Here is a 15,008-nt window from a genome sequence, read left to right on the forward strand (position 1 = left end):
ACACAGGTAATTACCATGATGTCAGCCGAAGTGGAAGAACAGAGCGCCAGCCCACTTTACCCGATACGCGAAGTGTCACGTCTCACCGGTGTGAATACCGTGACCTTGCGGGCCTGGGAAAGACGTTATGGCCTTATTTGTCCACAGCGAACGCCGAAAGGCCATCGCCTGTATTCGGCTGAAGACATAGAAACCATTCGCCGCGTTCTGCAATGGCTGGACAAGGGTGTCGCGGTCAGCCAGGTGGGAGACCTGCTGGATCAGACACCCCAGACCTCCCTGGAAAGTTCAACAGAAGGTGACTGGGATCAGGTGATCAGCGAGCTGCAACGCAACCTCACCCAGCAGGATGAAGAACAGCTCGACCAACTCTACAGCCAGCTTTTTTCCAGCTGGTCGGGCAGCCAGTTGGTCAAAAACCTGCTGTCACCCCTGGTCGCACAGCTGCCGGATGACTCTGCCTCGGCTGCTCTGCTGGCCCGCTATTTACGCAGCTGTGTGGGAGCCCGCTTGCATCATCGTCGCCCCACCCTAGCTGGCCCCAAGCTCTTGCTTCTCCCACTCAGTACGCCCCGGACAATAGACTGGTCTCTCTTGTTTGCCCTGCAAAGTCTGGCAGATCTGGACTTTCGGGTTTTCTGGCTGGATACGCCCTTAAGCAGCGATGAAGCCATTCACCTGATCCAGCAACAGCGACCCCGTTTGATCCTCACCACCAATCCCCAGCAGGTGGATGCCTCCAAACTAGTGGCTTTTTGTGAGAAGCAGCCCTTGCCTGTGGCCCACCTGGGAGAGACTGCCGATCCTCTGCTGCCCCAGATGCAATGGCTGGATTCCAGACAGCTGCATCAGTTGCTTCAGAACAAAGACCAGGACCACTGATGCCCGCCACCCTCGTCTGGTATCGGGCTGACCTGCGCAGCCATGATAACCCGGCGCTTGTGGAAGCCTGTCGGGCAGCAAGCACCCAAGGAAAAGCCGTTATTGCGGTTTTTCTTGTCACGCCGCAGCAGTGGCTGGAGCACGGCCTGGGCAGTAATCAGGCGCATTTTTTATTGCGCAACCTTGAGAGTCTCAGCCAGCAGCTGAATGCGCTGAACATTCCCCTGAAGTTTCTTGAAACCCCGGACTTTCAGGGCGTGCCCCAAAAGCTGACCGATTTCTGTGCCCAACACCAGATCAGTGATGTTTATTGCAACCAGCAGTATGAATGGAATGAACGTCAGCGGGATCGAGCCGTTGCGCAAAAACTGTCTGAATCCGGGGCTCAGCTTCACACCTTTACCGATCAGGTTATTTTTTCACCCGGACAACTACTCACTGGCAAAGGGGATTACTACACGGTTTTCACACCCTTTTATCGCAACTGGATCAGCCAACTGAGCAGTGCGCAGCTACAACCCTTGCCCCCACCGGCAAAACAGTTTCCCGGCCCGATAAAGCCCGACCCTCTTCCTGAGTTGCCCGACTTCCCCACACCAGAACAGCCTCTGCAGAAGCTCTGGGCTGCCGGTGAAAATACGGCTTTGCAAGCCCTGAATGAATTCTGTGAAGAAGGACTGAGGGACTATGCCAGCCTGCGCGACCAGCCAGCTTTGAAAGGCACCAGTGGCTTATCGGCCTGGCTGGCTCTGGGTGTGCTGTCACCCCGCCAATGCCTGACCGCGGCTTGGCAGGCCAGTGAGGGCCGCATAATGGACAAGAACACCGGAGCCGGTGTCTGGGTTTCCGAACTGGTCTGGCGCGAGTTTTACCGGCACCTGCTGGTTGGCTTTCCGCGCATCAGTCACGGCAAAGCCTTCAAACCAGAGACGGAAAAGCTGGCCTGGCGCTCTCTGGAGCAACCTGAAGTCCAGCAGCAGTTTCAAGCCTGGCAAGAAGGCCAAACCGGCTTTCCCCTGGTGGATGCCGCCATGCGCCAGCTCAACCAGACCGGCTGGATGCACAACCGCCTGCGCATGCTCACTGCCATGTTTTTAAGCAAACATCTGTTGATCGACTGGCGGTTGGGTGAGGCTTATTTTGCTGAAAAGCTGGTCGACTGGGATCTGGCCGCCAACAACGGTGGCTGGCAATGGGCGGCTTCCACAGGCACCGATGCCGTACCCTATTTTCGCCTTTTTAATCCTTACAGCCAGTCCCAACGCTTTGACCCGGAAGGTGAGTTTATCCGCCGCTGGGTGCCGGAGCTGAAACACCTCAACAGCAAACAGATCCACCAACCCCCTGTGGATAAAACAGATCTGTTTGCTGAATCCAGCTATCCCCAACCCATTATTGACCTTAAAGCGGCGCGGGAAAGAGTCATGCAGGCTTTTCAGGCCATCAAGAACTAGGCTCAGGAGCCTACTTCTGCGCTGCGATTTTTTCTTTCAGCTCTGCCGGGGCAATAAACACATCTTTTTTGCCCAGACGAACTTTGCGTAACAGACCATAAGGCTCCACCAGGGTCATGAGGTCAGTCCGGGCTGTCTGATAAACCACGCCCTGGGCCTGCTGATGCTCCTTGATGGTGTATTCATGCCCCGGATTCTTGAGTGCATGCTCCAGCAATGCCAACTGCCTGGGATTCAATCGACCCTGCAAGGAGGAACCTATAAGCACTTCTTCCGATTCACGTAAGGCCCGTACCTTTTCAGCCAACCAGGCATGCAGATCGGTAACCGCCTGCTGGATCACATTCAATTGGTGATCCAGGAAGTAGGTCAAATCCATTTCATCGGTTTCAGTGTAAAGGTAGGCTTTCATGTACTGACTGGGTGCCTGCTTGATCACCCTGGAAATGGAAACATACTCCATCAACCAATAGTTGTTCCTGGCCATGACCCAATAAAACAAGGCCCTGGCTGTACGCCCGTTCCCATCAACAAACGGATGATCATAGCCGATCATGAAATGCACAATAATGGCACGCACTACCGGCGGAATATACTCACCCTCGGCCTCGCCTTCAGCATTGGCAAAAACACATAAGGCCTTCAACCTGGCTTCCAGCTCAGCAGCAACAGGGGGCACGTGCAAAAGCTGATCATCCTTTGAGAAAACACAGATATCATCCGCTGATGACCTGAAATGACCGGCTTTATCCTGATCATCCACTTCCAACGTTCCTTCAGTCAGAATACGATGCAGCTCAAAAACCAGCGAGGGCGTCAGGGGTTCTTCACGGTACTCCCGGATAAAACGCATGGCACGGTAGTTATTGACGATCATCTGCTCAGAGTGATCGCGGGGTGTTCGACCACTACGCAGCAATTCTCTGGCGACCCGCCGAGTCGTAGATGCACCTTCCAACTGACTGGAGCTGATCGACTCTTCCATTAAGCTACTGATCAGATACTGTTGCCGGGTTTTAGGATCACGCACTCGCGCATCCCCTTCAATGGACCCGGTAGCTTGCTCGCTAATCCATAGAATCTTCTGCATCAAGGTTTCAGGAATACAGAAGACCAGAGGGCTTCCAGCTTTGTCTTTTAATGGAATCGAGCGATACAAACGCTTTCGGGTCTGCTTGATTGCGGCCCAGTAAACCTCGGGAGTCATGCCTTCGGGTGGCACCAGATGCCTCAACTTGTCCCAGTGCAGATAGCGACCTTTCATGTCACCAGGCCCCAGTGGTTGAGTCACCAATTGCATGAGTTGAGGCCCGGTCAGGGCCGGAAGCAAAACCTCAAGATCAGGAGGCGTGAGAGGTAATTTCATAAGATAAAACACCTTTATACTAATAATTCTGAAATTAGTATAAAGGTGTACTCTTTGCTTTTCTACTAAAATCAATCAAATTAGTAGCAAAGCCAGCTCGAAGACAGTCAAGCCTTCTTGACGAACTCTGATTTGAGTTTCATCGCACCCACCCCGTCAATTTTGCAATCGATGTCATGATCGCCATCCACCAGGCGGATATTCTTGACCTTGGTGCCGACCTTCACCACTGATGAAGAACCCTTGATTTTCAGATCCTTGATGACCGTCACACTATCGCCATCCTGCAGTGGATTGCCATGGGCATCGGTGATTTTTGCTGTGTCTTCGTCGTCGGCAACAGCGGCGGCATCCTGTGACCACTCATGAGCACATTCCGGGCAGACATACTGGATGCCATCGTGATAAGTGAATTCAGATCCGCATTCGGGACAGGGAGGGAGAGTGCTCATAAAGTCAGCCTTGTGGTTGAGTGGTTGGTCAGTCACTACGCAGGTAGATTCTGCTGGTTGTGTTGAAAAAGGGATCGCCAGTAATGGTTTTCATTGGAAAGAATTTTCGTGGCCGCTTCCACCAACTCCCTTAACTGTTGGGTTCTTTGCCAGTTGGATGCTCGGGCGGACAGGTGCTCATGCAATTCAAAAGCTTCCTTGAGGGTGGTCAATTCCCTCCAGACCTGGGCGGCCATGGAAGAAACGCGAACCACCTCGTTCTGGCTGAGAATGCCATGTATTGCTGCACCCCAGGCTGGAAAAAAACCCGTAAAAATCAGAATGGCTGGCAGGGTAAAGAAAAAATGCACCGTCACCGCCACAAAAGTCAGGGTAAAAAGACCAAAAGCCAGGCGGTGCAGGTAGGTGTGTTCATGGTGCAGGTGGTGGTAACTGTTGTGGTAGTAGTGGCGATGCTCTTCCAGCACCGCCCGAACGTATTGCAGTATTTCGGTGTTGTGTGCCGTCAGGGTATAAAAAGGTTGGCCGCTGGCACTGCGAGGCAGACCTTCGGCAACCAACACCCTTTGCAGAATCCAGGCTTCAGCTGACTTGAGCTGGATTTCCCGGCGTCCTCTATCCACCACCGGTTCCCAGACCGGAGTTGAGTAGCTGGAAGGCAAAACCATCAGAGGATAACCCAGACGCAGATAGCGCACCTGTTCGGCAATAAAACGAAAGCTCATCCAGTGACCATGAAAATTGCGAAAGCGTGACTGGAGTACGCGGCGCACAATAAAGTGCAGAAGGATGAATTCCAGCAAGACCCAGATAAAGGGCACGCCACTACTGGGTGCAGGCCAGAGGTGAATGGCACCGGCCACGGCACAGAAAACCGCAAAGGCGGCGGCATAGTAGATCAGCCAGATATCATCACGATAACGCGTGGAAAAAACCCGGGCCTGGGTGTCAGACCAGTTGAAGACCTCTTCCAGATCGGGCTCTTTAATCGGGTTGGGGGCATCCGTCAGGCCTTCCGAACTGATGCCCTGATAGCCCTGATTGCAGGGCGGCTGGAACAGGGACTTGATGGCGGAACCCAGATCCAGTTTGGCGAGGCTGGAAAAGAACCCATGAGCACGGTTGATTGCCCGTTCCTGGCGAGTGTAACGACGAACCTCGGTGTGCAGCATCTCCACAAGCCGCAGCGGCTGACTTTTCTGGGGTGGATTCAGCATGATATTCAGCCACAGCCAACTGCCCTTGATCCACTCCATAACCGGCAAGGGACGTTCTGCCACCTGTTTGCGCCAGCCCTGCAGATAGCACCACCAGAAAACCCATTGCAGGAAATAGCGAGTCACTGAACGCTGGCGTTCAATCCGCTTCAGCAGGGCAACTTCCGGGTTGTTTTCCTGCAGCGCAGATTGAAAGGGAGCCAACAACACTTCCATCCACTGATGCAGCCGCTGGTGGGTGACAGGAGCCTCCAGGGGCAGTTCATCAAAAACCTGCAAAAGCAGGTCTGCATTGCACCCCAGCACTTGAATTTCCGTGATCCAGGCATCCGTAAGCCGCTGCATATCCAGCCAGAAAAGCCGGGGTTCCAGTCTATCAGTGGGCAAATAAAGGATGCAGACGGGTGTTCGACGCAGCAAAGCCTCACGAATCATCAAGGAGGTGCCGCTTTGCAGCCCTCCGGGTTCTTCACCATCCCAGACAGCCACCAGCAGATCACTGAAACTCAACCCCAGGCGATCTCTGAGACGGTATTCGCTCTCCCTGAGATCTTCTTCTCCCTCAGCAGGCTGCATTTGCATGGCAACCCCGCGGGCAGCTTCGGGAGAATCCACCGCTTCCTGGCTGGCACGGGGCAGAAGGTAGTCCAGTTCGTACCGGCAGGGCCTGGCCAGACCCGCAGCCAAGGCATCCGTACCGGTTGCCGATCCGGTAATGAGCCGACTTCGCGGTTGGGTATCGGCATAAATACCCGCTGCTGCGGAAAAAGCCTGTTCTGCCGATTCCCGCAACTGGATCAGCAGTTGTTGCATCTTTTCATGCAAGGCCACCTGGCGTGCAACAGCTTGCTCAGGAGCCATGCCTTCCGGTTCCAGGCGCTGCTGCCGATGCCCCGCCACCAGCACGCTGAAAACGGGGAGCAGCGCAGGTGCCTGAGCTTTATGCAACTCCTTCATTAGGAATCAGAGACCGGCATCCGCTTTCAGTGCTGCAACCTTGTCGATTTTTTCCCAGGGGAAAGCGGTGAAGTTTTCGGTAAATTCCTTGCCTTCGGTATCGGTCCAGGAATAGCTGCTTTCAAAAGGCTCACGACCAAAGTGACCATAAGCGGCCGTCAGCTGATACATGGGATGCAGCAGATCCAGCATCCGGGTAATGGCATAGGGGCGCAGATCAAAATGCTGACGCACCAGTTGAATGATTTTGGCGTCACTGATCTTGCCGGTGCCAAAGGTGTTCACGGAAACCGAAGTCGGCTCAGCCACACCAATGGCGTAGGAAACCTGGATTTCACAACGCTCGGCCAGACCAGCCGCAACGATGTTCTTCGCCACATAACGACCGGCATAGGCAGCGGAGCGATCCACCTTGGAAGGATCCTTGCCGGAGAAGGCACCGCCACCGTGACGTGCCATGCCGCCATAGGTGTCAACGATGATTTTGCGCCCGGTCAGACCACAGTCACCCACCGGGCCACCAATCACAAACTTGCCGGTGGGGTTGATATGGAACCGGGTGTCCTTGTGCAACAGCTCGGCAGGCAGTGTTTGTTTGACGATCAGCTCCATTACCGCTTCTTTCAGATCCTTCTGCGATACTTCGGGGTTGTGTTGGGTCGAGAGGACAACTGCATCAATACCCACCACCTTGCCGTTTTCATAACGACAGGTGACCTGACTCTTGGCATCCGGGCGCAACCAGTTGAGCTGACCGCTTTTGCGGACTTCGGCCTGACGCTCAACCAGACGGTGCGCAAAAGTGATGGGGGCAGGCATGAGGACATCGGTTTCATTGGAGGCATAGCCAAACATCAGGCCCTGGTCACCGGCCCCCTGATCTTCGGGTTTCTGGCGATCCACACCCTGGGCAATATCCACCGACTGCTTGCCGATGATGTTGATCACCCCGCAGGTGTCGCCGTCATAGCCGACATCGGATGAGGTGTAACCGATATCCTTGATCACGCCCCGCACCAGATCTTCCAGATCCACCCAGGCATTGGTGGTGATTTCGCCACCCACCACGGCCACACCGGTTTTCACCAGGGTTTCACAGGCCACACGGGCATGCTTGTCACGGGCCAGCAGGGCATCCAGCACCGCATCAGAAATCTGATCGGCCAGTTTGTCGGGATGACCTTCGGAAACAGATTCGGATGTAAACAAGGAATATTCGCTCATAACCGCCTACAACTCCTGATTGCTTTTAAAATATTGCAACCATTCTACCCAGCCGGGGCAAGGCTTGCACAGGAAAAAACCACATGAACTTGAGTAACCCTTTATCTCCTGAGAGTTAAGGGTCGTAACCAGTCGTGGGTTTATTCGCCTTAAAGTCACACTTTTTATACAGCTTTAAACTGTAAGGCTATAAACATCCCACTAGAATACCCCTTAAATAATCAAGGAGAAGTATCCATGCAAAGACATCTACGTATCGCTCAAGAACAGTGGCAAGCCTTCATTAACGATCTGGAATTTTTTCCCCGGGAAGGCACCGCCAAACTGGAAAGCCTGAACAAGCAGACCTGTCCCAAATGCCCGAATCACCTGATCATTCAGGATGGCCTGGTGCAGAGAACCCTGGGAACTGGCGAAACCATCAAGGAATCGGTTAAGTCTTACCTGCTGCGCTGGCGTCATCGACTTCCTGCCAGAATGCACTTTCATCATTAATGGGTGCTGGAATTTGCTACTCAGGAGAAGATGCGGGAAAATAGCGCACTATTTTAAAGGAGCCTCTGATTAACGTAATGAGCGCAGGTTAGGCAAGGCGAAATTGAACGAAAAAGCGGAGTTTACAGCTAGTAAATGAGCATTTTGAGGACAATTTCAACACAGCATAAGCAAGCGCAATAGTTATCAGAGGTTTCTTAACCCCTGCAGAGCAAAAAAACCTAGGTGAGGAGAGCAACACCCATGACTTCACGTTTTGATCGTGCCAATGCCATACGTGCGCTGGCCATGGACGCCGTGCAAAAAGCCAAATCCGGCCACCCCGGCGCACCCATGGGCATGGCAGACATCGCCGAAGTGCTGTGGAATGACTACCTGAAACACAACCCACAGAATCCTGAATGGGCTGACCGCGACCGCTTTGTGCTCTCCAATGGTCATGGCTCCATGCTGATTTATTCCCTGCTGCATCTGACCGGTTACGATCTTTCAATTGAAGACCTGAAAAACTTCCGTCAGCTGCACAGCAAAACTCCAGGCCACCCTGAATACGGCTACACCCCAGGCGTGGAAACCACAACCGGCCCTCTGGGTCAGGGTCTGGCCAATGCCGTGGGCATGGCGCTGGCCGAGAAAACCCTGGCCGCCCAGTTCAACCGCCCCGGTCACAAAATCGTTGACCACCACACCTACACCTTTATGGGTGATGGCTGCCTGATGGAAGGCATTTCCCATGAAGTCAGCTCTTTGGCCGGTACGTTGGGTCTGGGCAAACTGATTGCCTTTTATGACGACAACGGCATCTCCATTGACGGTGAAGTGGATGGCTGGTTCACCGACAACACCGCCCAGCGTTTTGAAGCCTATGGCTGGCAGGTACTGAAGGTTGACGGTCACAAGCCGGATGAAATCAAGGCCGCGATTGAAACCGCCCGTCAGGACGAAGAACGTCCTTCCATGATTATCTGTAAAACCGTGATCGGTTTTGGTTCCCCCAACAAGGGTGGCAAGGAAGACTGCCACGGTGCTCCGCTGGGTGATGATGAAGTGGCTCTGACCCGCAAGGAACTCGGCTGGAATCACGAACCTTTTGAAATTCCAGAAGACATCGCGGCTGAATGGAATGCTCAGGAAAAAGGCCAGCAAGCCGAACAAAGCTGGAAGCAGCGTTTTGAGGCCTACCAGCAAGCCCACCCGGAGCTGGCGGCTGAATACCAGCGCCGCATCCAGGGTGACCTGCCTGCCAACTTTGCGGAAAAAACCAGCCAATACATCAAAGACCTGCAGGAAAAAGGCGAAACCGTCGCCAGCCGCAAGGCCAGTCAGAATGTCCTCAATGAACTGGCCCCGGAACTGCCCGAACTGCTGGGTGGCTCTGCCGACCTGGCTCCATCCAACCTGACTTTCTGGAAAGGTGCCCAGGCGATTACCCGTGACGACTTCTCCGGCAACTACATCCATTATGGTGTGCGGGAATTCGGCATGGCGGCCATCATCAATGGTGTCGCCCTGCACGGTGGCTTCATTCCCTACGGTGCCACCTTCCTGATCTTCATGGAATACGCTCGTAACGCCCTGCGCATGGCTGCGCTGATGAAGCAGCAACACATTGAAGTCTTCACCCATGACTCCATCGGCCTGGGTGAAGATGGCCCCACCCACCAACCGATTGAACAACTCGCCAACCTGCGCGGCACCCCCAACATGAGTGTCTGGCGTCCTGCCGATGGCGTGGAAACCGCCGTCGCCTGGAAATCCGCTCTGGAACGCAAAGACGGCCCCACCGCGCTGATCTTCTCGCGTCAGGGTCTGCCTCACCAGGAGCGCAGTGACGAACAGCTGGCTGATATTGCCCGTGGCGGCTACATCCTCAAGGATTGTGACGGTGAACCCGAAGCCCTGCTGATTGCCACCGGCTCAGAAATCAGCCTGGCCATGCGCGCAGCAGAACAGCTGACTGCAAAAGGCAAGAAAATCCGTGTGGTCAGCCTGCCCTCCAGTGATGTTTTCGAACAGCAGGATGCAGCCTACCGTCAGCAGGTACTGCCTGCCGAAGTCGGCACCCGCATTGCCATCGAAGCTTCCCACAAGGACTGGTGGTACAAGTACGTCGGCCTGGAAGGTGCAGTCATCGGCATGGACACCTTCGGTGAATCCGCACCCGCCGGACAGCTTTTCGAGGAATTCGGCTTCACCGTGGACAATGTGGTCAACACCGTTGAAGAACTGCTGGAAAATATTGACGACTGAGGCTTGAATTAAAGCCAGTCGTAGCAATAAAAAGCGGAGCCTTGGGCTGAATGCCAGAGGCTCCGCTTTTTTGGCTCAAAAAGTGAGCCGATTAGGGTAATTATTCGGCTCATAAGCCACTACCCAAGACGCACGCCTGCTAAATATGGATAATGGCCGCCATCAGCCTTTCGGCTCTCATTTTTACCCACGCAGGCTCCCCTCATGGAAATCAAGGTTAATTTTCTCGACAAGCTTCGGCTTGAAGCCCAGTTTGATGACTTCACCGTCGTGGCCGATCAGCCGATTCGTTATAAGGGTGACGGCTCTGCGCCCAGCCCTTTTGATTATTTTCTGGCTTCTTCGGCCTTGTGTGCGGCTTATTTCGTCAAGGTTTACTGCAACGCACGCGATATTCCCACCGAGAATATTCGTCTGTCGCAGAATAATATTGTTGATCCGGAAAACCGCTACAACCAGATTTTCAAGATTCAGGTCGAGCTGCCCGAAGACCTGTCGGACAAGGATCGTCAGGGCATTCTGCGTTCGATTGAGCGTTGCACGGTCAAGAAGGTGGTGCAAACCGGCCCGGAATTCCAGATCGAAACCGTCAAGAATCTGGATGAAGATGCTCAGGCCTTGTTGATGGCTGCACCTCAGGGTGACGCCCAGACCTGGATTGAAGGCAAGGATCGGCCGCTGGAAGAAACCATCGCCCGGATGTCGAAGTTGCTGGCAGATCTGGGCATGAAGATTGAAATTGCTTCCTGGCGCAATATCGTGCCCAACGTCTGGTCGTTGCATGTGCGGGATGCGGCTTCGCCCATGTGTTTCACCAATGGCAAGGGTTCCAGCAAGGAAGCGGCGCTCTGCTCGGCGCTGGGTGAGTTTATCGAGCGCCTGAACTGCAACTTCTTTTATAACGATCAGTTTTTCGGGGAAGACATCGCCAACAGCGATTTTGTCCACTACCCCAATGAGCGCTGGTTTCAGCCCGGCGCCGACGGCGAGTTGCCTGCTGAGCTTCTGGATGAGCATTGCCTGTCCATCTATAACCCGGAGGGTGAGCTGCTGGGCACGCATCTGTATGACACCAATTCCGGGCGCAGGGATCGCGGCATCTGTTCCCTGCCTTATGTGCGTCAGTCCGATGGCGAGACGGTTTATTTTCCTTCTAACCTGATCGAAAACCTTTACCTGAGCAATGGCATGAGTGCGGGCAATACTCTGGCGGAAGCCCAGGTGCAGTGCCTGTCGGAAATCTTCGAGCGGGCGGTGAAAAAAGAGATTATCGAAAACGAGCTGACTTTGCCGGATGTGCCGGACAGGGTTCTGGCTCAATACCCCGGCATTCAGGCCGGTATCCAGGCACTGGAAGACCAGGGCTTTCCGGTGCTGGTCAAGGATGCTTCGCTGGGTGGTCAGTTTCCGGTGATGTGCGTCACCCTGATAAATCCACGAACCGGCGGTGTCTTTGCCTCCTTTGGTGCCCACCCCAGTTTTCAGGTGGCGCTGGAGCGCAGCCTGACCGAGCTGCTGCAAGGCCGTAGTTTTGAGGGGCTGAATGACCTGCCACCGCCAACTTTTAATAGCATGGAAGTCAGCGAACCCAACAACTTTGTTGAGCACTTTATTGATTCCAGCGGGGTCGTTTCCTGGCGTTTCTTCAGCAGCCAGGCAGATTACGATTTTTGCGAATGGGATTTTTCAGGAAACAATGAACAAGAAGCCGCCACTCTATTTGGCATTCTGGAAGAGCTTGGTTACGAAACTTATATGGCGGTTTATGAAGACCTGGGCGCCCCCGTGTGCCGGATTCTGGTGCCCGGCTATTCAGAAATCTACCCGGTGGATGACCTGATCTGGGACAACACCAATCAGGCACTGAATTACCGCGAAGACCTTCTTAACCTGCACCGTTTAAACGATGAACAACTGATCGATCTGCTGGAGCGTCTGGAAGAAAGCCAGCTCGATCTTTATATGGATATTGTCACCCTGATCGGCATTGAATTTGATGACAACACCCCCTGGGGCCAACTGACGATTCTGGAATTGAAACTGCTGATTCAACTGGCACTGGGGCAACATGAAGAAGCCCTGGAAGGCGTGGAAACCTTTCTGCAATTCAATACCAACACGGTGGAGCGCGGCCTGTTTTATCGGGCTGTTCAGGCCGTGCTGGAAATCACCCTGGATGAGGAGCTGCAACTGGAGCACTTTCTGCACAACCTGGGGCGCATGTATGGTCAGGAAACCCTGCAGGCGGCTGTTGGCTCTGTTACAGGAGAGGTTCGTTTTTACGGCCTGACCCCGACCAACCTGCAACTGGAAGGGCTGGATCGCCATCAGCGCCTGATCGACAGCTACAAAAAACTGCATGCGGCACGGGCAGCCAACACTTCCCACTAAAGAGGTTTGCGACTTCCCGCCGGATGCGGGAAAATAGGCGTTTGCAGACACGATTTCACTCATTCACTTGGGAAAGGCGTTTACCCTCTTATGCCCCAGCCGCCGCGTTTGGCAATCAATGGTTATGGCCGTATCGGCCAATGCATTCTGCGTGCTTTTATCGAGCGTCAGGATTGCCGGGGCCTGGAGTTGGTGGCGCTGAATGAGCTGTCCGATCTGGAAACCGTGGCCTATCTGACCCGCTATGACACTATTCATGGCCGCTTTCCCGGTCAGGTGACCACCCGCGACTCGCAGTTATTGATCAATGATCAACCGGTCAATATTTTCTCCCATTCAGAGCCGGAAGACCTGCCCTGGCAGCAGCTGGGCATTGATTTGTTGCTGGAATGCTCAGGCAGTTTCAAGGATCGCGCCACGGCGGAACGCCATCTCCAGGCCGGTGCCGGCAAGTTGCTGTTTTCCCAGCCTGCCGAGGCGGATGTGGATGCCACCATTATTTACGGCATCAACCAGCAGGAGCTGAGTCCTGATCAGCAGGTCATTTCCGCCGGTTCCTGCACCACCAATTGTGTGGTTCCGGTTTTGAAACTGCTGGACGAAACCTTTGGCATTGAACACGGCACCACCACCACCATCCATTCTGCCATGAATGATCAGCCGGTCAGTGATGCCTATCACCAGAACAATCTGCGCCTGACCCGCTCGGCCATGGCTTCCATCATTCCTGTGGATACCGGCCTGGCGCGTGGTGTCAGCCGTCTGTTACCGCATCTGGATGGCCGCCTGGAAAGCCTGCATCTGCGCGTTCCCACTTTGAATGTTTCAGCGATGGATATGACTCTTTGCCTTCAGCGCGACACCAGCGTGAGTGAAATCAACCAATTGCTCCAGCAGGCCAGCCTGGGCCCTTTAAAGGGAATTCTGGGCTATACCGAAGAGCCTCATGCTTCGGTGGATTTCAACCATGACCCCCACTCTGCCATTATTGATGCCACCCAGACCCGGGTTTCCGGCAAACGTCTGGTCAAGCTTCTATGCTGGTTTGATAACGAATGGGGCTTTGCCAACCGGATGCTGGATATTGCCATTCACTGGCTGAACACAACCCCTTCCAAACACTGATAAAAAGATAGAGGATCACCCATGCAAGTCACCAAGATGACCGATCTGGATTTGAAAGGTAAGCGCGTATTGATTCGTGAAGATCTGAACGTGCCCGTCAAGGAAGGCAAAGTCACTTCCGATGCCCGCATCCGCGCCAGTCTGCCCACCATCAAGGCTGCTCAGGAAGCAGGAGCCAGAGTGTTGCTGATGTCTCACCTGGGTCGCCCTGAAGAAGGGGTTGTGGATGAAAAGAATTCCCTCGCCCCAGTGGCCGAGCACCTTTCCGGTTTGCTGGGCAAGGATGTTCGGCTGGTGAAAGACTACCTGGGTGGAGCAGAAGTGGCCGAAGGCGAAGTCGTGCTGCTGGAAAATGTACGCTTCAACAAGGGTGAAAAGAAAGATACCGAAGAACTGTCGAAAAAATACGCTGCTCTTTGTGATATTTACGTGATGGATGCCTTCGGCACTGCTCACCGCGCCCAAGCCTCCACTCATGGCGTAGCGCGTTTTGCTCCCGTTGCCTGCGCTGGCCCCTTGCTAGCTGCTGAACTGGAAGCCCTGGAAAAAGCCCTGGCCAAACCGGCTCGCCCCCTGGTGGCCATTGTCGGTGGCTCCAAGGTTTCCACCAAGCTGGAAGTGCTCAACTCCCTGTCCGACAAATGCGACCAGCTGATTGTCGGCGGCGGCATTGCCAATACCTTCCTGGCCGCAGCGGGCAAACCTGTCGGCAAATCTCTGTACGAAGCCGATTTGCTGGATCAGGCCAAAGCTCTGCTCAACAAAGTGGATATTCCACTGCCTTCTGATGTCATAGTCGCCAAGGAGTTTTCTGAAAATGCCGAAGCCACCATCAAGTCAGCCGATGAGGTAGCCGAAGACGAGATGATTCTGGATATCGGCCCCCAATCCGCGGCCACCTTGGCTGCCCTGCTGAAGGATGCAGGCACCATCCTCTGGAACGGCCCTGTGGGTGTTTTTGAAATCCAGCAATTCAGCAGCGGCACCCAGGTGCTTTCCAAAGCCATTGCTGAAAGCGAAGGTTTCTCAATTGCCGGTGGGGGTGATACCCTTGCCGCCATAGACAAGTACGGCATTGCCGACCAGGTTTCCTATATCTCCACCGGGGGCGGTGCCTTCCTGGAATATGTTGAAGGCAAGGTGTTGCCTGCTGTCGCAGCCCTGGAAGCCGCAGCCAGGAAATAATTATTTAATT

The 15,008-nt window shown here is 54.2% G+C and carries 11 protein-coding genes; 7 read left to right on the forward strand and 4 right to left on the reverse strand.

What is annotated here, in order from left to right; genetic code table 11:
• The first annotated feature begins 15 nt into the window (after positions 1-15).
• The gene (locus LG323_RS09690; RefSeq protein WP_404415435.1) at positions 16-882 is read left to right on the forward strand and encodes a MerR family transcriptional regulator; all 867 of its coding nucleotides are present in this window, start codon (positions 16-18) and stop codon (positions 880-882) included.
• Positions 882-2,336: a deoxyribodipyrimidine photo-lyase gene (phrB, locus tag LG323_RS09695; protein WP_404415437.1), complete on the forward strand. Its 1,455-nt coding sequence runs from the start codon at positions 882-884 to the stop codon at positions 2,334-2,336. Before LG323_RS09690 ends, phrB begins: the two co-directional genes overlap by 1 nt.
• A 10-nt stretch (positions 2,337-2,346) precedes the next feature.
• Here the strand turns inward: phrB and LG323_RS09700 are convergent, their stop codons facing one another.
• The 4 genes from LG323_RS09700 to metK form a co-directional block, all read right to left on the reverse strand.
• Positions 2,347-3,702 (reverse strand): Fic family protein, encoded by a 1,356-nt coding sequence (locus LG323_RS09700; RefSeq protein ID WP_404415440.1) that lies wholly within the window; start codon positions 3,700-3,702, stop codon positions 2,347-2,349.
• A 107-nt stretch (positions 3,703-3,809) separates the two neighbouring features.
• Entirely contained in the window at positions 3,810-4,154 is a 345-nt protein-coding gene (locus LG323_RS09705; protein WP_404415442.1) for a zinc ribbon domain-containing protein YjdM, read from the reverse strand.
• A gap of 35 nt (positions 4,155-4,189) precedes the next feature.
• On the reverse strand, positions 4,190-6,328 hold the full coding sequence (locus LG323_RS09710) for a hypothetical protein (protein WP_404415445.1): 2,139 nt from the start codon (positions 6,326-6,328) through the stop codon (positions 4,190-4,192).
• Between the two features lie 6 nt (positions 6,329-6,334).
• On the reverse strand, positions 6,335-7,552 hold the full coding sequence (gene metK, locus LG323_RS09715; protein WP_310697855.1) for a methionine adenosyltransferase: 1,218 nt from the start codon (positions 7,550-7,552) through the stop codon (positions 6,335-6,337).
• 237 nt (positions 7,553-7,789) lie between these two features.
• Here metK and LG323_RS09720 point away from each other — a divergent pair, with 237 nt between their 5' ends.
• The 5 genes from LG323_RS09720 to LG323_RS09740 all read left to right on the forward strand — a co-directional run bounded on the left by LG323_RS09720 (position 7,790) and on the right by LG323_RS09740 (position 14,998).
• Entirely contained in the window at positions 7,790-8,047 is a 258-nt protein-coding gene (locus LG323_RS09720; RefSeq protein WP_404415448.1) for a hypothetical protein, read from the forward strand.
• Between the two features lie 243 nt (positions 8,048-8,290).
• Positions 8,291-10,297 (forward strand): transketolase, encoded by a 2,007-nt coding sequence (gene tkt, locus LG323_RS09725; RefSeq protein WP_404415451.1) that lies wholly within the window; start codon positions 8,291-8,293, stop codon positions 10,295-10,297.
• A 204-nt stretch (positions 10,298-10,501) separates the two neighbouring features.
• Positions 10,502-12,688, forward strand: a complete 2,187-nt coding sequence (locus LG323_RS09730; protein ID WP_404415454.1) for an OsmC domain/YcaO domain-containing protein — start codon at positions 10,502-10,504, stop codon at positions 12,686-12,688.
• Positions 12,689-12,778: 90 nt separating this feature from the next.
• On the forward strand, positions 12,779-13,813 hold the full coding sequence (locus tag LG323_RS09735) for a type I glyceraldehyde-3-phosphate dehydrogenase (RefSeq protein ID WP_404415456.1): 1,035 nt from the start codon (positions 12,779-12,781) through the stop codon (positions 13,811-13,813).
• Positions 13,814-13,834: 21 nt separating this feature from the next.
• Complete coding sequence (locus LG323_RS09740; RefSeq protein WP_404415459.1) at positions 13,835-14,998, forward strand: phosphoglycerate kinase; 1,164 nt, start codon at positions 13,835-13,837, stop codon at positions 14,996-14,998.
• The last annotated feature ends 10 nt before the right edge of the window (positions 14,999-15,008 follow it).

Origin of the sequence: Marinospirillum sp. (assembly GCF_044810985.1) — a bacterium.
GTDB lineage: Bacteria > Pseudomonadota > Gammaproteobacteria > Pseudomonadales > Halomonadaceae > Marinospirillum.

Coding starts and splice junctions, on each gene's coding strand:
- LG323_RS09735 (WP_404415456.1), top strand. CDS start 12,779: ATGCCCCAGCCGCCGCGTTTGGCAATCAATGGTTATGGCCGTATCGGC.
- tkt (WP_404415451.1), top strand. CDS start 8,291: ATGACTTCACGTTTTGATCGTGCCAATGCCATACGTGCGCTGGCCATG.
- LG323_RS09690 (WP_404415435.1), top strand. CDS start 16: ATGATGTCAGCCGAAGTGGAAGAACAGAGCGCCAGCCCACTTTACCCG.
- LG323_RS09710 (WP_404415445.1), bottom strand. CDS start 6,328: ATGAAGGAGTTGCATAAAGCTCAGGCACCTGCGCTGCTCCCCGTTTTC.
- LG323_RS09740 (WP_404415459.1), top strand. CDS start 13,835: ATGCAAGTCACCAAGATGACCGATCTGGATTTGAAAGGTAAGCGCGTA.
- LG323_RS09705 (WP_404415442.1), bottom strand. CDS start 4,154: ATGAGCACTCTCCCTCCCTGTCCCGAATGCGGATCTGAATTCACTTAT.
- LG323_RS09700 (WP_404415440.1), bottom strand. CDS start 3,702: ATGAAATTACCTCTCACGCCTCCTGATCTTGAGGTTTTGCTTCCGGCC.
- phrB (WP_404415437.1), top strand. CDS start 882: ATGCCCGCCACCCTCGTCTGGTATCGGGCTGACCTGCGCAGCCATGAT.
- LG323_RS09730 (WP_404415454.1), top strand. CDS start 10,502: ATGGAAATCAAGGTTAATTTTCTCGACAAGCTTCGGCTTGAAGCCCAG.
- metK (WP_310697855.1), bottom strand. CDS start 7,552: ATGAGCGAATATTCCTTGTTTACATCCGAATCTGTTTCCGAAGGTCAT.
- LG323_RS09720 (WP_404415448.1), top strand. CDS start 7,790: ATGCAAAGACATCTACGTATCGCTCAAGAACAGTGGCAAGCCTTCATT.